This is a genomic window from Vibrio atlanticus (assembly GCF_024347315.1).
In the GTDB taxonomy this organism is placed as follows: Bacteria; Pseudomonadota; Gammaproteobacteria; order Enterobacterales; family Vibrionaceae; genus Vibrio; species Vibrio atlanticus.
In genome coordinates, this window is sequence record NZ_AP025461.1 from 431331 (window position 1) to 451181 (window position 19851).

At 44.4% G+C, this 19851-nt stretch carries 16 protein-coding genes; 7 read left to right on the top strand and 9 right to left on the bottom strand.

Translation table 11 applies throughout. The features are described from left to right. Nucleotides 1-5: 5 nt before the first annotated feature. The 3 genes from OCV30_RS17700 to yiaK are packed head-to-tail and all read right to left on the bottom strand — an operon-like array spanning nucleotide 6 to nucleotide 2800. The gene (locus OCV30_RS17700) at nucleotides 6-1286 is read right to left on the bottom strand and encodes a TRAP transporter large permease subunit (RefSeq protein WP_065679222.1); all 1281 of its coding nucleotides are present in this window, start codon (nucleotides 1284-1286) and stop codon (nucleotides 6-8) included. After that, on the bottom strand, nucleotides 1286-1774 hold the full coding sequence (locus OCV30_RS17705) for a TRAP transporter small permease (RefSeq protein WP_065679223.1): 489 nt from the start codon (nucleotides 1772-1774) through the stop codon (nucleotides 1286-1288). Before OCV30_RS17705 ends, OCV30_RS17700 begins: the two co-directional genes overlap by 1 nt. Nucleotides 1775-1798: 24 nt before the next feature. Continuing rightward, nucleotides 1799-2800, bottom strand: coding sequence for a 3-dehydro-L-gulonate 2-dehydrogenase (gene yiaK, locus OCV30_RS17710; protein ID WP_009845879.1), 1002 nt, complete (start codon nucleotides 2798-2800; stop codon nucleotides 1799-1801). 427 nt (nucleotides 2801-3227) lie between these two features. Here yiaK and OCV30_RS17715 point away from each other — a divergent pair, with 427 nt between their 5' ends. From OCV30_RS17715 to OCV30_RS17725, 3 genes are all read left to right on the top strand, one after another. After that, entirely contained in the window at nucleotides 3228-4397 is a 1170-nt protein-coding gene (locus OCV30_RS17715; RefSeq protein ID WP_065679225.1) for a glycerate kinase, read from the top strand. A gap of 201 nt (nucleotides 4398-4598) precedes the next feature. Next, nucleotides 4599-6050 (top strand): catalase KatE2, encoded by a 1452-nt coding sequence (gene katE2, locus OCV30_RS17720; RefSeq protein WP_065679226.1) that lies wholly within the window; start codon nucleotides 4599-4601, stop codon nucleotides 6048-6050. Between the two features lie 230 nt (nucleotides 6051-6280). Beyond that, nucleotides 6281-7153 carry a patatin-like phospholipase family protein gene (locus OCV30_RS17725; RefSeq protein ID WP_065679227.1) on the top strand — a complete coding sequence of 291 codons (873 nt, stop codon included), beginning with the start codon at nucleotides 6281-6283 and terminating at the stop codon, nucleotides 7151-7153. Between the two features lie 118 nt (nucleotides 7154-7271). On the opposite strand, the gene OCV30_RS17730 is transcribed toward OCV30_RS17725, so the two are convergent. From OCV30_RS17730 to OCV30_RS17740, 3 genes are all read right to left on the bottom strand, one after another. Continuing rightward, nucleotides 7272-8264, bottom strand: a complete 993-nt coding sequence (locus OCV30_RS17730) for a 2-hydroxyacid dehydrogenase (protein WP_012600151.1) — start codon at nucleotides 8262-8264, stop codon at nucleotides 7272-7274. Nucleotides 8265-8487: 223 nt separating this feature from the next. Beyond that, the gene (locus OCV30_RS17735) at nucleotides 8488-8820 is read right to left on the bottom strand and encodes a TehB family protein (RefSeq protein ID WP_065679228.1); all 333 of its coding nucleotides are present in this window, start codon (nucleotides 8818-8820) and stop codon (nucleotides 8488-8490) included. A gap of 62 nt (nucleotides 8821-8882) precedes the next feature. Then, a complete protein-coding gene (locus OCV30_RS17740; protein WP_041473024.1) occupies nucleotides 8883-9686 on the bottom strand; it encodes a ferredoxin--NADP reductase in 804 nt (267 codons plus the stop codon). Between the two features lie 340 nt (nucleotides 9687-10026). Here OCV30_RS17740 and OCV30_RS17745 point away from each other — a divergent pair, with 340 nt between their 5' ends. After that, the gene (locus OCV30_RS17745) at nucleotides 10027-10980 is read left to right on the top strand and encodes an acyltransferase (RefSeq protein WP_065679229.1); all 954 of its coding nucleotides are present in this window, start codon (nucleotides 10027-10029) and stop codon (nucleotides 10978-10980) included. Nucleotides 10981-11129: 149 nt separating this feature from the next. Here OCV30_RS17745 and OCV30_RS17750 read toward each other — a convergent pair whose 3' ends face one another. From OCV30_RS17750 to glgX, 3 genes are all read right to left on the bottom strand, one after another. Further along, entirely contained in the window at nucleotides 11130-11873 is a 744-nt protein-coding gene (locus tag OCV30_RS17750; RefSeq protein WP_065679230.1) for a tRNA (adenine(22)-N(1))-methyltransferase, read from the bottom strand. A 153-nt stretch (nucleotides 11874-12026) separates the two neighbouring features. Beyond that, on the bottom strand, nucleotides 12027-13769 hold the full coding sequence (locus tag OCV30_RS17755; RefSeq protein ID WP_065679231.1) for a sensor domain-containing diguanylate cyclase: 1743 nt from the start codon (nucleotides 13767-13769) through the stop codon (nucleotides 12027-12029). Between the two features lie 258 nt (nucleotides 13770-14027). Next, on the bottom strand, nucleotides 14028-16001 hold the full coding sequence (gene glgX, locus OCV30_RS17760; protein ID WP_065679232.1) for a glycogen debranching protein GlgX: 1974 nt from the start codon (nucleotides 15999-16001) through the stop codon (nucleotides 14028-14030). 432 nt (nucleotides 16002-16433) lie between these two features. Here glgX and OCV30_RS17765 point away from each other — a divergent pair, with 432 nt between their 5' ends. The 3 genes from OCV30_RS17765 (at nucleotide 16434) to OCV30_RS17775 (ending at nucleotide 19831) form a co-directional block, all read left to right on the top strand. Further along, on the top strand, nucleotides 16434-17831 hold the full coding sequence (locus OCV30_RS17765) for a carbohydrate porin (RefSeq protein ID WP_065679233.1): 1398 nt from the start codon (nucleotides 16434-16436) through the stop codon (nucleotides 17829-17831). 78 nt (nucleotides 17832-17909) lie between these two features. After that, nucleotides 17910-18806, top strand: coding sequence for a MalM family protein (locus OCV30_RS17770; RefSeq protein ID WP_083994602.1), 897 nt, complete (start codon nucleotides 17910-17912; stop codon nucleotides 18804-18806). Between the two features lie 197 nt (nucleotides 18807-19003). Further along, nucleotides 19004-19831: an alpha/beta hydrolase gene (locus OCV30_RS17775; RefSeq protein ID WP_065679234.1), complete on the top strand. Its 828-nt coding sequence runs from the start codon at nucleotides 19004-19006 to the stop codon at nucleotides 19829-19831. The last annotated feature ends 20 nt before the right edge of the window (nucleotides 19832-19851 follow it).

Below are 19851 nucleotides of genomic sequence, written 5' to 3' on the forward strand. Positions count from 1 at the left end.
GAGGATTAACCAATGACAAACGACATTGGCACAGTGATAATGCTTGGGAAGATGACAAACAGTGTGAGCAGAGCCATGTAAGCCGCGATGAAGGGCAATACACCTTTCACTGCAGTCGACATTGGTACTCTCGCTACACCACACACTACGTTTAGTACGGTGCCTACAGGAGGCGTAATCAAGCCAATTGAACAGTTGATAACGAACAGTAGGCCGAAGTACGTTGGGTCAATCCCAGCCATCTTGATGACAGGCATTAAAAGGGGTACAAGGATTAGAATCGTTGGGCTCAAGTCCATAACCATGCCGACACAAAGTACGAGCAACATAATTACTGCCATTAATAGGCGTGGGCTATCCACCAGTGGACCTAACATTTCTGCGAGTTGTTGAGGAAGCTGAGCAACAGTAATTAACCACGCTGCAACCATTGCACAACCCACCAAGAACATAACCATTGCGGTCGAGCGACCTGCGTTGAGTACGATGTGGTAGAACTTCTTAATAGTGAGTTCTTTATAAACAAACGTTGAGATGAAAATAGCGTAAGTGGCGGCGACTACAGCGGCTTCTGTCGGTGTAAAAATGCCGAAACGAATACCGACAATGATGATGACTGGCAGCATTAAGGCCCATACACCTTCTCTAAGTGCTGCGCGCTTTTCTGCTTTTGTCGCTTTTTCTGATGTCGCTAGGTTTTCTTTACGAACTGTCCAGCGCCACACAAACATCAATGTCATACCCATTAACAGGCCAGGAACAATGCCGCCTAGGAACAGGTTTTTGATCGAAATGCCGCCAGCAACACCAACAAGAATTAATGGAATTGAAGGTGGAATAACAGGTGCGATGATACCGCCTGAAGCAAGTAAGCCCATTGAAGGTGCTTCTGGGTATTTCGCGGCTTTCATCATTGGGTAAAGAATACTGACCAAGGCTGCTGCATCTGCTACAGCTGAGCCAGAGAGACCAGCAAGCAGTACCGAAGTCATTATTGCAACGTAACCCAAGCCACCTTGACGGTGTCCCACATAAGTGGTTGCTAGGCGAACAATACGCTGCGACAAACCACCCGATGCCATTACTTCACCCGCAATGAGGAAGAATGGAATGGCAAGCAGAGTGAAGCTGTCGACACCATTAATTAAAGACTGCGCAAGAATGTCTGCACTAAAGAAGTCCATGTGAAGCATCAGCGCCATTGAAGACAATAACAGTGCAAACGCAACAGGAAGACCAAGTAAGATTGAGACAATCAATACCGATAAGAAAATGGCTAACGTCATTATTCTTTCTCCTCATCTAAGCTATCTAGCTGCCAGTCGGGCTTGAAGATTCGCATAAAGGCAATCACGCCCATTAACAAACCTGACACCACACCGGCTAAGTAAAATAATGCTGAAGGAAGCCCTGTAAGCTGAGAAATATCTGACCAATTAGACATCATTTGACGATATGAACCGACGTAAAGCATGCCTACAGATATCAGTACTATTACCCAGCAGATACGTCTTAGTACGGGGACTGCTTTTGGGAAGAGTCGTTCAGAAACCTCCGCAACAGCGAGGTGTTCACCTCGGCGCAGCACAACGGCAGCACCGAGCATGACAACCCATACAAGACCAAGGCGAGATAGTTCTACAGAGGGACGAAGACCAGAAGAAAAGCCGTAACGTAGTACTACGTTCGTAAATACGAGCGCAACCATGCAGGTCAGAATGACCGCCATGATGACATCGATACTTTTCCAAATACTCTTAAATACACTTTGCATAACGCTTTCCCTACCTTTGGCTCATTACAGAGACGTAATTTGTTCCCAAATTCCATCGTTAATTTCAATGCCGCCAGCTGCTTCGTGTTTCTTGATGAAGTTTTCAATTTCAGAACCAGCAATCATCACTGAACCTGTTTCTGCAGGCTCTGACTCAAGTACGTAATCGCGGATGCGTTTCATCTCTTGTGCGTAAGTGCTTTGGTCCATTGTCTTGCTTAAGTCGATAGCGATAAGGAATTGAGATACACCAAACTCGCCACCCATATCTTCAGTCAGTGCGGGTACTGAGTGGCCGCCAGTGATTGCCGTTAGCATCATGTCTAGTACGATTGCCATTGATGAACCTTTCCAGAAACCCATTGGAAGTAGGCGTTTGTTTTCCCAAAGCACATGCGGGTCTTTAGTGAGTTCACCTTCGTTGTCAAAGCCACCAACAACAGGGAGTTCTTTGTCAGCAAGCACGAAGTTTTGTAGCTGGCCGTAAGAAAATTGGCTCATTGAACAGTCAACAACCACCGGTGGATCGCCCGCAACCGCCATGATGAGAGGGTTTGAACCAACACGGTGATCTTTACCACCCCATGCTGGCATCACTGCGATTGAGTTGGTTGATGCAATTCCTGCAAAACCTTCGCGAGCCATTTTCAATACGTAAGCACCGCCACGCATCCAGTGGTTAGAATTACGCATACCGACCATGCCAATGCCGTAGTCACGAGCCAATTCCATGGCACGTTCTGCACAGATAAGACCGTTAAGAACGCCTGGGCCGTAGTTACAATCCCATTGTTCGAGTGCACCCATGCTGTTAACGCATTCTGGTTCCGCATTGAGTTTGATTTGACCTTTATCTACTTGGTCAATGAATACTGGAAAACGGTTGATGCCATGTGAGTAAGTGCCTTCGTTTGCCATCTCAACAAAACCAGCCGCAAGCTTGGTTGCCATCTCTGGCTTCATGTCGCGAGCTAAAAGGATTCGTTCGTATTCTTGTTGTAGTTTTTCTGTTGATACTAAAGGCATCTGTGTTCTCCGATAATTTGAATTCCATAATACGGAATCAATTATTGTTTTTATTCCGAAAAAATTCTGTGAGCAAAGTTACGAAATATTTCCTTATTAAGTTTTTCTCTAATAACTGTTAACTGGTTAAAAAGTGGAACAAAAAGATTTAAAGATTCCGCAATGCGAAACAAAAAGCGTGTTCAGGATCTGGTTTCTACGACTAATTGAGGTGAAATTCGACAATTTGGCGGGATTAAACTTGTCAAAAGATGGGTTATTAACCAACCGTAACTTTACTGAATATAAAATAGTGGCGGTGAAATCTGAGGTGTTGGTCAAATTCGGAGAGGGAAGTACGCACAGTTGACCCGTCTTCTATATAGTGGTTTTGTTGTTTTTGTACTATTGCTTGGTAGATATTTGTGAAGTATTGGAGCCAGCTTCTATGAAAATTGTTATTGCACCAGACTCGTTTAAAGAATCTTTATCGGCGGTATCGGTGGCGGCGTGTATTGAAAAGGGCTTTCGTGAAATCTTCCCTGACGCTGACTATGTGACCTTGCCTCTGGCCGATGGTGGCGAAGGTACGGTAGATGTATTGCTACAAGGTTTAGCCGGACAAAAGCGAACAAATAAAGTCCAAGGGCCATTGGGTGAGTTGGTTAGTGCAGAATGGGCGATGTTAGAACCGTCAGCTCAGAGAACCATGAGAACGGCTTTGATAGAGATAGCTGCTGCGTCTGGTTTGGACTTGCTTACATCAGAACAGCGCGATCCTTTGGTTGCTTCTTCTTTTGGTACTGGGCAACTGATACTCGAAGCGATAGAGCAGGGTGCTCAAACCATCATTCTTGGGTTGGGTGGCAGTGCGACTAACGATGGCGGTGCAGGTATTGTTCAAGCTCTAGGTGGGCGCTTACTCGATAGGAATGGACAAGAGCTTGGTAGAGGTGGTGCTGCACTTGCAGAACTTGCATCAATAGATCTTACCGGCTTAGATTCGCGCTGTGCAGATGTCGAATTGATTGTGGCGTGTGATGTTGATAACCCATTGTGTGGCGATAACGGTGCCAGCTATATATTTGGTCCGCAAAAAGGAGCGACACCTGAACAAGTCTTAATGCTTGATAAGGCGCTTGAGAATTTTGCTCAAGTTGCAGAAACGCAAGGTTATGCCGGTGGCGATGAGCCTGTTTACAAGCGCGTGGGTTATGGCGCAGCTGGTGGCACGCCGATGGGGCTTGGTTTGTTATTCAATATCCAAATTAAACCCGGCATTGAGATGGTGCTCGATGTTTTGCAAGCTGATGATCTATTGAAAGGTGCCGACTTGGTGATTACTGGCGAAGGGCAGATGGACAACCAAACTCTGCAAGGGAAAACGCCTTATGGCATTGCTAAACGAGCGAGCTTACAAGGCATTCCGATCATAGGCATTGCTGGCTCACTGGGAACAGAAGTAGAAGCACTTTATGGTGAAATGAACAGCTTGTTTGGTACGGTTCGTTCTCCTCAGTCACTTGACCAAGTTCTGCTAGAAGCCGAACTAAACCTTACCAGAACGGCGAGAAATATCGCTGCGACTCTGAAAGTAGGCCATGCGATCTTGAAATAAAGTGAGGTTTGACAATTGGTTACTTAACATCATGGTTCGATAGGTTTTATAGATAGCAACGATAAATAGAAACGATTATATTTTATACCATTAGAGGTCTATTCTATACCCATAATATTTTAGGGGCTTTTGAAAGGAAGCCAGTATAAATATCAAGGTGCACTCACTATTGCTGCACCTTTGGACCTTAAGGAATAGATCATGAGTAAAAAACTAACTACAGCTGCGGGTTGTCCTGTTGCTCATAACCAGAATGTTCAAACTGCGGGTAAGCGCGGTCCTCAACTTCTTCAAGATGTTTGGTTTTTAGAAAAGATGGCGCATTTTGACCGCGAAGTCATTCCAGAGCGTCGTATGCACGCGAAAGGTTCAGGCGCTTACGGTACATTTACTGTTACGCATGACATTACCAAATACACCAAGGCAAAACTGTTTTCTGAAATAGGTAAAACGACCGACTTGTTCGCTCGTTTTACAACGGTTGCGGGTGAGCGCGGCGCCGCTGATGCTGAGCGTGATATCCGCGGCTTTGCATTGAAGTTTTATACCGAAGAAGGCAACTGGGATATGGTGGGTAACAACACCCCAGTATTCTTCCTTCGTGATCCTCTTAAGTTTCCAGATCTAAACCATGCGGTTAAGCGTGACCCGCGCACTAACATGCGCAGTGCGAAGAACAACTGGGATTTCTGGACTTCTTTGCCGGAAGCTCTACACCAAATTACCATCGTGATGAGTGATCGTGGTATCCCTGCTACTTACCGTCATATGCATGGTTTTGGTAGCCATACATTCAGCTTTATTAATGCAGACAACGAACGTTTCTGGGTTAAGTTCCACTTCAAATCTCAGCAAGGTATTAAGAACTTGTCTGATGCAGAAGCGGCACAAGTGATCGGCGATGACCGCGAAAGTCATCAACGTGATCTGCTAGACAGCATTGATAATCAAGACTTCCCTAAATGGACACTGAAAGTTCAAGTGATGCCAGAAGCGGACGCAGCGAAAGTGCCATACAACCCGTTCGATCTGACTAAGATCTGGCCACACGCAGATTACCCATTAATTGAAGTGGGTGAGTTTGAATTGAACCGTAACCCACAAAACTTCTTCGCTGAAGTTGAGCAGTCTGCATTCAACCCGGCAAACGTGGTTCCGGGTATCAGCTTCTCACCAGACAAGATGTTACAAGGCCGTCTGTTTGCTTACGGTGATGCACAGCGCTACCGTTTGGGTGTTAACCATCAGCATATCCCAGTAAACGCACCTCGTTGCCCTGTCCACAGCTACCACCGTGATGGTGCGATGCGTGTTGATGGTAACTTTGGTAGCACACTTGGCTATGAGCCAAACAACGAAGGCCAATGGGCAGAGCAGCCAGACTTTGCAGAGCCAGCATTGAACCTAGATGGTGCTGCAGCGCATTGGGATCACCGCGAAGATGAAGATTACTTCTCGCAACCGGGTGACTTGTTCCGCCTGATGACGCCAGAGAAACAAGCGATTCTGTTTGATAACACTGCTCGTAACCTAGGCGGCGTGCCTAAAGAGATTCAGCTGCGTCACTTAAGACACTGTTACAAAGCCGACCCAGCATACGGAGAAGGCATTGGTAAGCTACTTGAAATCGATGTAAGCGAATTTAAGTCGTAATCAATAAGTTTGATTAGTTAAATGAAAGGCCGTTGAGTGAATCACTCAACGGCCTTTTTTGATCATGCTGTGTATTAGGTGAGTCATGTAAGTCGTACCAATTACTTGAAAATTAGCACCATTTCTATTGATAGTTTTTGCCTATCAAATTAATAAACTCATCCCATTATATTTAGTTAGGGTAACGGATTATCCTACGGCTATCAGTTTATAAAGTAGAAGAGTTTGAGATGAGTAAGAGCGCATTAATCGTTGAAGGTGGGGCAATGAGAGGCATCTTCGCAGCAGGAGTATTGGACGCTTTTATGCAAGACGATTTCCGTCCTTATGATTTTGCTATTGGCGTATCTGCGGGTGTGTCGAATTTGGTTGGTTACTTATCTCAAGCTCCGAAGCGTAGCTACAACGTGATTACTACCATGGCGACGGATAAAACGTTCTTCAATCCTGCTCGCTTTGCTAAAGGTGGCAATTTGGTCGACGTTAAGTGGTTGTGGGATGAATCTAACCATCGTTATCCACTGGATTGCGGTCAGCTGTTCTCAAGTGTTCCTTTAATTGCTGCTGTAACTAACGTCGATACTGGCAGTGCCGATTACTATCATATCAAGCCTGAAAACCTTTCTAACGTGGTTGAAGCAACCACCGCGTTACCTATCGCTTACCGTGAAACACCGTGCTTCTCTGGTGGTTGCTATACCGATGGTGGTGTAGCCGACTCTATTCCGGTTCGCGAAGCCTATCGTCGTGGTGCACGAGACATTACCGTGATTCTTTCTCACCCATTAAGCTACCGAATGAAGCCGCAGAAGTATCAGTGGATGCTGAAAAAGCTGCTAAAGAAATTCCCTAATATTGCAGAGTCGATGGCGGTGCGTGCCGAAAACTATAACCAGTCTTTGGAGTTCATTCGTAACCCTCCAAAAGATGCGACCATCAAGGTGATTGCGCCACCAGAAGCGTTTGCAGTGAAGCGTTTGACAATGGATCAAACGGTCTTGAATGCAGGTTATGAGATGGGTGTGAAAGCAGGGGAAGAGCACCTTGCCATTAGAAAGGGTGTCTATGGCTTAGATACCGAAGATTGTCATTTCTGCGTTTAGAACTGTTTTTGAATGCGGGATAAACGAGAAGCCACGCTGTTCACTTAGGACTAGCGTGGCTTTCTATTTCTAGATTGAGTCTATTACTAACTCAGTCTGCTATTAACTCAAGTTGTTGTTAAACCAGTTCGTTGCCGCTGGTATTGCCAGTAAAGAAGGCATCAACACTGGTGAGCGTTGTATTGGCGATGTTGAACAAAGCATCTTTGGTCAAGAAGGCTTGGTGACCTGTAAACAATACATTGTGACAAGCAGATAGGCGACGGAATACGTCATCCACAATCACATCGTTAGATTTGTCTTGGAAGAACAACTCTTTCTCGTTGTCGTAGACATCAAGGCCAAGCGCGCCAATCTTGCTTTGTTTCAACGCTTCGATTGCTGCGGTTGAATCCAGTAGTTCACCACGGCTGGTGTTGACGATCATCACGCCATCTTTCATTTTCTCAAATGCCGTTGCATCCAACAGGTGGTAGTTCTCTTTACTCATTGGGCAATGCAGAGAAATCACGTCAGATTCTTGGTAAAGCTCGTCGAGCTCAACGTATTTAGCGCCCAGTTCTTTTGCCAATGGGTTCGGGTATGGGTCGTAGCATAGGATGTTCATGCCTAAACCTTTCAGAATACGCATGGTTGCTAGCCCAATTTTGCCAGAGCCGATCACACCAACAGTTTTACCGTGGAAGTTAAAGCCAACCAAACCCTCAAGAGAGAAGTTCGCATCACGAGTACGTTGGTATGCTTTGTGTAGTTTACGGTTCAAACACATCATCATGCCGACTGTGTGCTCTGCTACTGATTCTGGAGAATAAGCCGGAACGCGAACCACTTGCAGACCAAACTCTTTGGCTGCGTCTAGGTCGACTTTATCAAAGCCCGCACAGCGCATCGCGATCAGCTTGGTGCCGCCTTTAGCAAGAATCTCTAACACGTCTCGCGATAGGTCATCGTTTACAAACGCACAAACCACTTCGTTGTCGTGCGCCATTTTTGCTGTTGTTGTAGTGAGTCGAAAATCGTGAAAATGGAACTCGGCGTTGAGTTCGCCTTTTGCCAGTTCAAATGATTTTTCGTCGTATGATTTTGAGCTAAAAAAAGCAATGTTGAGCATGGCTTCCTCTCTTACCTAAAATATAAATAACCCACTGATTCATTCTTTGAAACGGGATTAAAACTAATAACTCTGTTCAGTGTGCTAGAGTTTTTTTCTCTTGTCTATCACCATTAGTCATTGTAATTACTATGGTTATTTGGTCTGTTGTCTTCACTTATTGAACATTAAAAATCACAGTACGAGGCAGCTTGCTTATAAGTTCATCAATATTGAATGGATCTTACTTTCGGGTGTTGAACATCTTCTTAGTCTCTTTCTCAGACCAGAAGTTAATGTTGAATTGTGCGTCGTCGCTAAGCTCTACTCGATGCCAATATTGAGGTGGGCTGGTGGCAAATTGCCCAGGCAGGATCGTAATAACACTTTCCGGTTCTGTCGCGTTTGCATCAGCAAAACCATAGAAGGTGACGGTGCCTTTCATTACGCAGATCTGCCCGAATACACCTTCTGCGGTGTTGTGGTGATTAAGCAATGCAGCCGGTATGTTGTCTTTGGTGAAAAATGGCGTTGAACGTTGAATTTTCCAGTGTGACGGAATACGTAAATGACTCATATAAAACCTCTTGTCTGTATTTTGAATACAAGCCTTAGCTTTGATTGAATTGGTGACCGTGATTACCAGTAGTTTTCACTGCTGAATTGGCCGGGCTTTCGGCGTAAGTGCTTCTCGAAACCTAAGTTGGTTAGTGCTTCACTTGTGTCGCGAACCATTTGCGGATTGCCACAAAGGTAGAAAAAACTGCGGGTTTGATTGAAAGTGACAGACGTGGTTTGCTCAAGGTCGCCGCCAAGTAACAAGCTTGGGATTCGTCCGCGCAAAGTTCCGGTGACTGATTCTCTAGAAATAATTGGCACATATTGTAGTTTCCCTTGGAAGTGATTAACGAGTTGATTGATTCGATCTTGATACGTGAGGTCTTGCTCTGTTCTTACGGCATGAACCAGTACAAGGTTTTTGAACGAGGTGACTTTTTCAGATTCAGAGCCGTTATGCTGCTGTATCTGCATGCTTTCGAGCATTGAGATAAAAGGCCCAACGGCGGTTCCGGTTGAAAGCATCCATAGATCGTCGGCGATCTCTGGGATCTCCTCTAATGTCATGAACCCACTTGGGTCTTTGCCGACAAATATGTCATCGCCTACCTTCAACTCATGAAGTTGAGGTGAAAGCTGCCCGTTCTGATCCTTAATAATCAAAAATTCCAGATGTTGATGACCTTGTTCGTGCTCTGGCGCATTCACCATGGAATAAGCACGTCTGACAAACTCGCCTTCACTGTTACGTAGCCCCAGCTTAGTGAACTGCCCCGCTTGGTAGGGCGAGACTGGCGCACTGACTTGCAGCGAGAACAGTTGCTCTGTCCATTCGGTCTTGTGTACGACTTTTCCGGTTACTAAGCCATGAGGAATATCTGTCATATCATCACCTTTATTTAGAGAAGTTATCTCATTAAGGATACTCAACTATTTACACTTTGGAGTTGCATGTACCATGCCATTAGTGAGAATGCTTATCAATACCGATCATTCGGTGGAAATGAACTTGAATGATGTCAAATAGACTTTGCACTATTGTGTCTAAATGACATCTTTGTTGTTTTTTGATGTGGCACTTTCAGATTAAGGGGAGAGATTGATTTGTGGGCACAGACCAAAATTAGTTCCGTGGTTTGACCCTTAATGTATTCACCAATAACTAAAGAGAATATTTTATAGATGAGTATAATGGCGGCTTTCGATCTCAATATAGCCGTGTTTTATGCTTGATAATCTTCGTATGGCCTTGAACGTGTTGTTCGTGACCATCAATACCGCAATGACTGCGTTTACCGTGAGCTTTTTTGGCCTCATCAAACTGATTCTTCCAATCTCTATTGTTCAAAAGTCATGTACTCGTTTAGCGAACTTCACATTTTGGTGTTGGGCTTCGCTTAACCTTTGGATGTTGAATGTGAATAACGATATCGAGTGGCAAGTTGAGGGCGGGGAAGACATCTCGACTAAGCAATGGTACTTGATGATGTCGAATCACCTCAGTTGGGCGGATATCGTGATCTTGTCTTCGATCTTGAAAGACAAGATGCCAATGACTAAGTTCTTCCTTAAGCATGAATTGCTGTACGTTCCTTTTGTTGGTTTGGCTTGTTGGGGCTTGGATATGCCTTTCATGAGACGTCACTCACGTGAGTTTTTGATTCGTAACCCTGAGCGTCGCAATGATGATTTCGAGGCAATTAATAAGGCATGTACTAAGTTCAAATGGGCACCGACAACCTTGGTGAATTTTGTGGAAGGGACTCGTGCAAACCACGAGAAACTGGCGACAGCGAAAACACCTTATCGACATCTACTCAAGCCAAAAACCGGCGGTGTGGCGTTCGCTCTATCGGCAATGGGCCCAATCTTGGATGGTATTGTGGATGTCACTCTGGCTTATCCAGAAAATCAGGCTTCTCCATTTGAAGACATGCTGAAGGGGAAAATGACCAAGGTGGTGGTGCGTATTAAACTGCACCCAATGGATGAGAACGTGAACGGTAATTATTTTGAAGATAAAGCGTTTAAACGTCGTTTCCACAGTTGGTTGAATAGTACGTGGAAAGAGAAAGACGACTATCTCGATACGGTTTATGCTCTTGATACGGTTGATACGCCCTGTGAGGTTGAAATGATTGATGAACCTGATGTCGCTTATAAGAAACAAGAACAGTAAGATCATACCAAATCGATAGCATCAAAAAAGCCGATAGTTCATTGAACTGTCGGCTTTTTTATTGATTGGACTTTGTCTACTCAAACAGTGCAGTCAGTGCTCACTATGTTTTAAAGCGCTAAAACAAGGATGGTCAAAGAGTGAGGAAGTTAAATCGCTTGGTAAGCCTCAATGATGTGCTTAACCTGACTGGTTTTGCCTTGCTTCTCTTGTCCTTGATGGATGCGCAAGTAGTGCTGCAATGTTTTGGCTTTGTATTGCTGTGATACTTGCTTCTGTTGTTCACAGTTCGGAGTCCAGATCTTGTCGCCGACGCTTGATATCTCAGTTACCGTTCGGTTATTGCCGTTTTCATCTAGATTTTTGTCGCTTTCACCTTGGTTATTGCTGACCAATAAAATCTCGTAGTAACGACGGTTCTCTTCAATTAACACTTCATCAATTAGGCCGAAATTGAGCGCCTTTAAATGATTTCTTAATTCGAACTGCTGATGAACCGGGCAAAGCAAAAAATCGATCGCTTTGTCTGGATGCTTGCAATGAATATCGTTGACGAGCTTTTGTGTTAGATCGCCTCCCACCCCCGCAATAATGACTAGATGTCTGCCAGTGTGCTTTTCCAATGGAATCGCTGCGACATCCAAGCAGTAGACTTGCCATTGGCTGGTCATCGCTTGTTGGTCTGAATTATCTTGGGGAAAGTAACGCGTTAGCTTGCCTTCCAGCTCATTCATCAGAGTAGGGACAATATCGACAAAATGAATCTGCGGTGCTTTGTGGTCAGATAATAGCTGAACACCCAAGAAGCCGTGATCACAACAACAGTCCCAAATATGTTGGTAGTCATTACTGACAAGGGAGTGGAGAGTTTGCAGTCGGTTACTTAGCTTCATAAGGCTCGTATCGTCAAAAAAGGGTATTGTTGTATCGAACGCGCATTGTAATGACTTTCCATAAAAACAAAAGCACCTAGGGGATTAATCCTAGGTGCTTTTTTGTTATCGGTATCGTACCAATCGGTGTGATACGAGCGTGTTAGCTAATGTCTACGACGCTTTGGCTACGCCTCTAATGTGACCTTCTACTCGATTCTTTCCAAGTTGTAGTGCGATAAGCTTTGCTTGTTCCGCAAGGGCTAAAGCAGAGTCTGTTTCGCCGTCTATTTGCGAAAACCCGACGCTGATACTGAGTGACAATGTGATATCCGGAGTGACTATGGTTTTCTCGGCGATGCTGACTCGACATTGTTCCAATTGGTGCTTGGCATCCTTCGCATCATTCGCTTTGAATAAAACGGCGAACTCCTTGTCCCCAACTCGAGCAAGGCAAAGCCCTTTTGGCTTAGGAAAGTAAGAACGCATCGCTTCTGCGGCGAGCTTTATCATCTTGTCGCCAATCGCTTCACCGTAAGCTCGATTTACGTGGTCAAAGTTATCGATATCGAGCAGAGCTACATAGGTATCGGGTTCGCATGCGTAGTTGTCGATCGCGATGTTAAAACTACTTTTGTTGTCTAACTGAGTCATGAGATCTTTACTGCTCAATTGATGGTGGAGCAGTAAGTTAGACAACGAGACTTCCGTGTAATCTTTGATCATACGTAAAATACTTTGGCTGATCGGCAAGGGCGCATTGACGTAAATCACCGCGATTAGCTGGTTACGAGAGTGCAAAGGGATACAGTAGTGGCGTTGGAGTATTTTTAGTTTACGAGCCAATGGATCCGCGTATTTGCTGCTTCGATAAGCCATGCTCTCGGGAGCAAATCGCTCAGCAAGGGCTTTGTCAGAATGTACCGTTGATTTGTTTCCATGATAATCGATGGTACTGAATGAATGGCTCTCTGCTTGATAAAGGCAGAATTGAATGCCTTTTTGATAGGTAAAGCTATTGAATATGGCTTTTAACTCTCGTTTAAAGCTGGCGAGATCATCAACTTTATTCAGTTGAGATAACGACATGTTCAAGCGGTGAGCCAGGTAGTGTGCGCCAATCCATAATAGAAGCAGTGACCCGAGTACCACGCCAGTTAGCGTAAATTGGTGTGAGCTGGTGAGTATGTCGTGACGATCAGTGCCCGAGACGAATACCCAGTTTAAGCTGTTGTCAGCATCAAATACCGTTATTTTGAAATTATCTTGATAGTAGTATTCGTGTTGGCCGACGGTCTCACCTTGCGAGAGCTGGTGGCTGATGCCGGCATGATAGCTGATGGATTTGGAGCCAATGCGTTTCGGATCAGGATGGAAAACCAGTCGTTCGGTTGCTCTATCAACCACAAATACATAGCCACGGTCTAATGTCTTTAAGTCTCTCAGGCCTTGTGTGGTATGCAAAAGGTCAAACTCAATCCATATTTCTTTGTTCAACTGTTCCGTCGTGTGTTTGATCGCGAAAACCCAACGACCATCGGGTTTTTGGTAGATAGAAGAGATGTAAAAACCTTCTACAACACTATCTATTGGATTCCACTGGATGGCATCGATCTGCTCATTGGAAAGAGGCAGGCCACGAGTTGAAATATATTGTTGGGATTGAGGCTGGTATTGAACAATATCGGAGAAGTTAGGTGTTCTCTTAAGAATATTGTCACTGATGTCCCTGAATTTTTGTTCACCGACTGGGCCTGATGTAGATAAGCTTAAACTGGTTTCCAAAAAATAGAGTTTGCCGAATGTGGCTTCGATGTTGGAATTGATGATGGAACTTGCGATACGAATATTTGATAGTGATTGTTCTTTTGCCGTCGTTTCTACTTTTTCAAGTTGAGCTGCAGCAAGATAGAGCATCCCTCCAGTTAATAAAATAATGTATGGTTTAAAAAGCCGAATTAATGTTTTAGGTAAAGCCATGATATCCAAAGACGTTATAGATTCATTTTTATAGTACGGCCATACTAAACAGTTTTCGTAATCACATCAATGCAAAATGTTCCATATAAAAAATTGAGTTTGTGACGTTCAACTAATAAAAAAGCCAGTCATAAACATAACTGGCTTCTATGGCTTCGCACGTTCTATTAAGCTGGTTTGGCTTTTAACCTAAACCTAAACCGAATCAGTCTTGTTTGGCGAATAGTGCAAAATTGCCATTGAAACGGGAGATAACAGCATTTCACCTTCGGCATGACCCGGTTTCACGTTTCGCAAGTTGGTATCACAGATGGTTACCCAGTCTTGCTTACGGTCACTCGGCAAAGAAAATCGAGCAGGTGCGTTGGTTTGGTTGATCAGATAAATCAACTCGTCGCCATCTTTGCCGATGCCTAAATGTAAGGCTACGGAGCTTAAACGGTTCCAATCATCATGTTCCATGATTGTGCCATCAACACGGCTCCAGAATATACGGTTAGAATTACGTTTATCGCCACTGAACGCTTTGATAAACGGCACCATGTATTGCTGACGTGCGGAGATCATCTCAGATAACCAAGCCTTGAAGTAAGTCTTACGCTCGGAATCTTCCCAGTTGAGCCAGCTGGTGACCCCGTCTTGGCAGTACGCGTTGTTGTTCCCCTTTTGAGTATGAGATAACACATCGGCCGTCAAAATATGCGGAATACCGAATGCAAATAACAGGCTAGCCATGAAGTTACGCTTTTGCTTTTCGCGTGTTGCGATAACCAAAAGGTTTTCTGTGTTGCCTTCTACACCATAGTTTTCAGAGCGATTATCACCGTGTCCATCGCGGTTGCTCTCACCATTTTCTTCATTGTGCTTATGTTTATAAGAAACAAGATCTTGCATGGTGAAACCGTCATGATAAGTGATGTAGTTGACGGTTAATTTGTACGGCCAGTGTGCGGCACTGTAGATGTCACGAGAGCCCATTAAGCGAGTCGCAAACTCTTTCAAGTAGCCTTGATCACCACGCCAGAAGCTACGAGTGATATCTCGCAGTTTGTCGTTACATTCATTCCACCCCAACGGAAAATTGCCAACTTGGTAGCCATTTGGCCCGATGTCCCATGGTTCTGCAATTAACTTGGTTTCTTTCAATACCGGATCTTGGGCGACGGCTTTGAAGAAAGCAGCCTCAGGATTGTAGTTATCGCCTTCGCGCCCCAGTGTTGCTGCCAAATCAAAACGGAAGCCGTCGACTTGGAACTCACTAACCCAGTAGCGCAGTGTATCCATTACTAAGTTAAGTGCTGGTTGGTGGGTGAGGTCGACCGTATTACCACAACCGGTGAAGTTCGCGTAATGACAGCCATGCTTAATGTAGTAGCGGCTATCCAGTGCTTTTAGGTTGAAGGTTGTACCACCTTCACCGCCTTCTGCAGTGTGGTTGTAGACGACATCGAGAATGACTTCGATACCGTTGCGGTGCAGTTCTCGAATCGCGGTTTTGAGTTCACTTACGGCGTCTTTCTCTGCGTAGCGTGGGTCTGGCACCATAAACAAATATGGATTGTAACCCCAGTAATTAACTTTCCCCATATCCAATAGGTGGGGTTCATGCATACATGCAGCAATAGGTAAAAGTTGTAGAGAATTGATGTTTTGCTGTTTATAGAATGCAAGCATTTCGGGGCTAACTAACCCCAAATAACGGCCTTTCGTATTGGTCGCGACTTCTGGGTGAAGTTGAGATAGGCCTTTAACATGGGTTTCGAAAAGAACGGTCTCTTCGCGGCTAATACGCGGCTTTTCGACATCTTGCCAATCGAACGTGTCATCAACTACGAGACACTTCGCCATCGAAAAGCTTTTTTCATTGGTATATGGCGTTGCGTAATCGAGCGGTTCGCTTATTGCTTTAGCGTAAGGGTCGGAAAGTAAGATCGGGCCATTATCAGTTTCAGCAATGAAACCGTATTTTTGTCCCGCTTTAATACCATCAACAAATACATATCTGATATCAGCGTATTCATTTTCCAATTTATAAGTGGTGAACTCATCGTTCTCGTCAAAAAGAGCGAGAGAAAGGGATTTACAGTCAGGGGAATAAATTGAGAAGTTACAGCCAGTGTTACCTAGCGTTGCGCCTAGTGGATAAGGGCGAGCGAGCGTTCTAGTCATTGCTTGATTTCTTGTTCGTTTATCAACATCAGTGAACTATTAGTAAAAGGCTTTGTCCCATTAAGGTCAAGCAACTTCATAGAATAAATTTTGTTGAAAAATAATTCATCGATGAAGTTCAAATTATATATTTGAAGTAGATCTCACTTATGCTGAATAATTAGATCTGTGTGCTGTCTACTCCTCCTAGATTAAGTGATCCAACCCTTTAAAATACCATTCTGTATAAACTCTACTCCCTTCTCATCCCCCTTAATTTAGTTCGGGGTGGAGGAAGTCAAACTTGTCATCCCCTCTTAATATTGGCTCCGTTGAAACGAATCAGGGGAAACCCTAAACCTCTCTATCTTACGCCCACCATTACTGCCTTTGGTTGTCGCAAGAGAGCAAAAATATAAAACCTAAAATAAATCGTCCTTAATGGAGTTAAGAATGAAAAAAGTAAGTTTGATTGCTGCTGCAGTGGCTTCTGCACTTGTCGCTGGTTCAGCGTTCGCAGAAAGTGAAGTTGCACTTGATGTAACAAGTGGTGACTCTGCAATGGAAGTAGAGGTAAAAAACCCTACTGACGTTATCACTGACGGCTGGGAAGTGCATGGTTACATGTCTTCTAACGTTCGTGTTGTAGATGGTAAAACAGTAGACACTGAATTCGGTAAGCCAGATTACAAAACAGCGGGTACTCACGGTAAGAGTACTAACCAAGTTGAATTTGTAATTAAGAAGCACTCTGAGTACCAAAATGGCGTGTGGGCGGATTACGTTCTTCGTACTGAATATGGTAATGGCAACTCTTACGCTTATTCTTCATCAGGTAGCCAAAAAGCAGATACAACAGCACAGTTTGAAGTAAAAGAAGCCTTCGTTGAGCTTGGCGGTATTTTAGGTGAAGACACTTCTATTTGGGGTGGTCAACGTTTCCTAAACCGTGCTGCAGGTATCTTGTCTGGTGAGTTCTGGAAGCAGTCATCAGGTATTGGTGCTGGTATTCAAACTAAGCTTGCAGGACATACTGCTGGTATCGCTTACGTAATGGCTGATCCTGATGCGGGCAAGGCCGATTACATGAAGTGTCAAGATCCAACTAAACCTGAATACGACGCAACAAAACCTGCATGTGAAACTGTGACTAAAGGTGAACGTACGACAGCGTCTTCTATTGATTTGTATTTCTACGGCGTAGAGACTGGTATTGGTTCTCTAGACTTTGATTTTAAATACGGTCAGAAAGTGGTAAACGACGGTGAAGATCAAGATGGTATCGGTGCATCTGTAACACTAAACACAAGCTACTACGGCCTAGACGGTTGGACTCAAAACGTAATTGCTTACGGCTCTGGTGTAATGCAAAACCGTGGTGTTAACTTCGGTGGTTGGTCTGGCGGCGATGATAAAGCTGAGTCTCTATTCTTAACTTCTTACGGTGTACTAAACATTTCAGAAAGATGGCAGCTAGGTACGGAAGCTGTGTACTTTACAGCTCTTGACCAACTGTTTGGTGCTGACGGTTTGACTCGTTACATGGTTGCTGCTCGTCCTTCTTACAAGCTGAACGACAACGTTCGTTTAGAAGCAACGGCTTCTTACGGTCACGAAGAGGGTGATGAAGGTTACTTTGGTGGTCGTACTGGCGATGCTGTAGAGAGCGATATTCTTAACCTAGAAATTGCAACTGCATTTACAGCGAACTCTGACTACTTCGGTCGTCCACAAGTTAAGCCTTACATTAGCTACATTAAAGCTGATGATGAAGCAAGTGCTAAACAAATTGGTATCGATAACGGTAAAGACGAATTTGTATTCGGTGTACACACTGAAATTTGGTTCTAAACCGTTTAAAGTATAAGGCAGCCATTGGCTGCCTTTTTCCGTTTCCCCCAACAACAACCAATAGTGAGAGAGATTACAATGACAAATAAAAGCTCTATGTTAGCCGTGGTACTAGGTGCCTTGCTAAGCGGTTGTGCTTCCGATGCTCAGGTTCAAACTAAACTCGATGCACCTACCAATGCAGAAGTATGCTGCAGCGATTTTTCGCAGTTCCCATACGCACAATTGAATGATAATGAAGATTTAAAATTTGATATCGACTTGGGATCACCCGTCGGTACATTTACAACAGGCAATAGCCACTTTGCAGCGTTCAAGTTCAGCGAGCGCTCAGGTGAGATGGTCGTTAAGCTATCGAGCTTGATGATCGATGATTCAGTTTTTGCTCCAGAAGCTATGCTTCTAGATGAAAACTTTAAGCCAGTGCAAACATTGAAGTTTGAAGACTTTAAGGTTCAGGCATCCGACGCTTTTACTCGCACGAGTTACATTGAGCGCTTGCGTATTGATGCGAGCAAGACACCTTATATTGTTATCTACACGCCTGCTGATGAGCTTGGCAATAAGGTGAAAGTTGATCACCCAGCAAAGGTGAGAGCGAAAGAATTTGGTGAGGTGATGCCTATGGTCACCGATCCGGTATACACCAATCAATTAGGTGGTCGTTTAGAGTTAGAAATTAAAACTTTAAAACTTCGCCCTTACCGTGCTAAACCTGCCGTAGCGCCAGTCGCTGCTGTTGCTGCCCCTGCCGCTCTGGCAGCAACTGCAACAACACCGACTGCTGTTGCACCGAAGAAAGCAGACACGCAGATACGTGTGCAGCAAGAGACAAAAGACTTCTATTTGTCTGCTATACAAAATGCGGTGAAGTCAGGTGATATACCGAAAGCTTTAGGTTTGTTAGATGAAGCGAAGGCACTTAATGTTGAAGGTGCACAAGAAGCTTTTGTGCGAGCCGTCAACGCAAAATAGCTTGTTCGCTTGTTCGCTTGTTCGCTTGTTAGTTAGTTAGTTAGTTTAATAGATTAGTGGGCTTAATGGCTTAGCAGCCTAGTATCTTAGTCGCTTAGATAGAGATAGAGATAGAGATAGAGATAAAGATAGAACGCTCCTTTAAAGGGGCGTTTTTTATATCTGAATTTATAGACACTTCAAGTTTAGAGGTCGTTATGCAATCTGAATTGATTATTATCGATGAGTTCTTTATTCCACAGTTGAATCGAACTCGAACGCTCCGCATTTACCTTCCTGCGGGGTATCACCAAGCAGAGCACGCTTATCCTGTCTTATACATGCATGATGGGCAGAATGTCTTTGAGAAGTCTACAGCGACGTATGGGATGTGTTGGGATGCACAAACGACACTCGATGAGATGCAAAGGCTCGGTAAGTTATTCGGGTTAATTGTTGTCGCCATCGACAGCAGTCATGAGCTTGATGGCATGGAGCGTTACAATGAGTATTCGCCTTGGCGCGCTAACCAAGAGATAAAAGAGTTGGGTGTTGGTGATGAGCTACTTAAATTTGGTGGTGAAGGGGACGAATACATGGCGTTTATCTGTCATACATTGAAGCCTTATATCGACCAAACATACAGAACAAAGCCGATCCGAGAGTTTACGTACCTTGCTGGCAGTTCAATGGGCGGACTAATTAGCTTATATGGTGGCTCACTGTACCAGAATACCTTTGGCGTGCTTGGGGTTTTCTCTCCGGCGTTTTGGTTCAATAAACCCTCATACTTCGAGTATATGAAAGAGTTTAGCTTTCTGTCTCCAACGAAAATATATATGGATATGGGAACGAATGAAGCTCGTGAAGAGGCAAGCGTAGATTTTGCTGACGTTTATCTGAGTGGTTCAAGGGCAATGAACACGTTACTCACTCAAAAGCCGAACGTGACGCTGTTTTATCAAGAAGGGCAAGGTCATCAACACAATGAACTAGCTTGTTCGTTGCGATTCCCGGATTTTATCGACTTTATTTTTAGACAATAAAAGAAGGCCTAACTCCGTTT

Bases quoted from the DNA above. Each gene is read 5' to 3' on its own strand.
- OCV30_RS17700 (WP_065679222.1), bottom strand. From the start codon at position 1,286: ATGACGTTAGCCATTTTCTTATCGGTATTGATTGTCTCAATCTTACTT.
- OCV30_RS17705 (WP_065679223.1), bottom strand. From the start codon at position 1,774: ATGCAAAGTGTATTTAAGAGTATTTGGAAAAGTATCGATGTCATCATG.
- yiaK (WP_009845879.1), bottom strand. From the start codon at position 2,800: ATGCCTTTAGTATCAACAGAAAAACTACAACAAGAATACGAACGAATC.
- OCV30_RS17715 (WP_065679225.1), top strand. From the start codon at position 3,228: ATGAAAATTGTTATTGCACCAGACTCGTTTAAAGAATCTTTATCGGCG.
- katE2 (WP_065679226.1), top strand. From the start codon at position 4,599: ATGAGTAAAAAACTAACTACAGCTGCGGGTTGTCCTGTTGCTCATAAC.
- OCV30_RS17725 (WP_065679227.1), top strand. From the start codon at position 6,281: ATGAGTAAGAGCGCATTAATCGTTGAAGGTGGGGCAATGAGAGGCATC.
- OCV30_RS17730 (WP_012600151.1), bottom strand. From the start codon at position 8,264: ATGCTCAACATTGCTTTTTTTAGCTCAAAATCATACGACGAAAAATCA.
- OCV30_RS17735 (WP_065679228.1), bottom strand. From the start codon at position 8,820: ATGAGTCATTTACGTATTCCGTCACACTGGAAAATTCAACGTTCAACG.
- OCV30_RS17740 (WP_041473024.1), bottom strand. From the start codon at position 9,686: ATGACAGATATTCCTCATGGCTTAGTAACCGGAAAAGTCGTACACAAG.
- OCV30_RS17745 (WP_065679229.1), top strand. From the start codon at position 10,027: ATGCTTGATAATCTTCGTATGGCCTTGAACGTGTTGTTCGTGACCATC.
- OCV30_RS17750 (WP_065679230.1), bottom strand. From the start codon at position 11,873: ATGAAGCTAAGTAACCGACTGCAAACTCTCCACTCCCTTGTCAGTAAT.
- OCV30_RS17755 (WP_065679231.1), bottom strand. From the start codon at position 13,769: ATGCTCTATCTTGCTGCAGCTCAACTTGAAAAAGTAGAAACGACGGCA.
- glgX (WP_065679232.1), bottom strand. From the start codon at position 16,001: ATGACTAGAACGCTCGCTCGCCCTTATCCACTAGGCGCAACGCTAGGT.
- OCV30_RS17765 (WP_065679233.1), top strand. From the start codon at position 16,434: ATGAAAAAAGTAAGTTTGATTGCTGCTGCAGTGGCTTCTGCACTTGTC.
- OCV30_RS17770 (WP_083994602.1), top strand. From the start codon at position 17,910: ATGACAAATAAAAGCTCTATGTTAGCCGTGGTACTAGGTGCCTTGCTA.
- OCV30_RS17775 (WP_065679234.1), top strand. From the start codon at position 19,004: ATGCAATCTGAATTGATTATTATCGATGAGTTCTTTATTCCACAGTTG.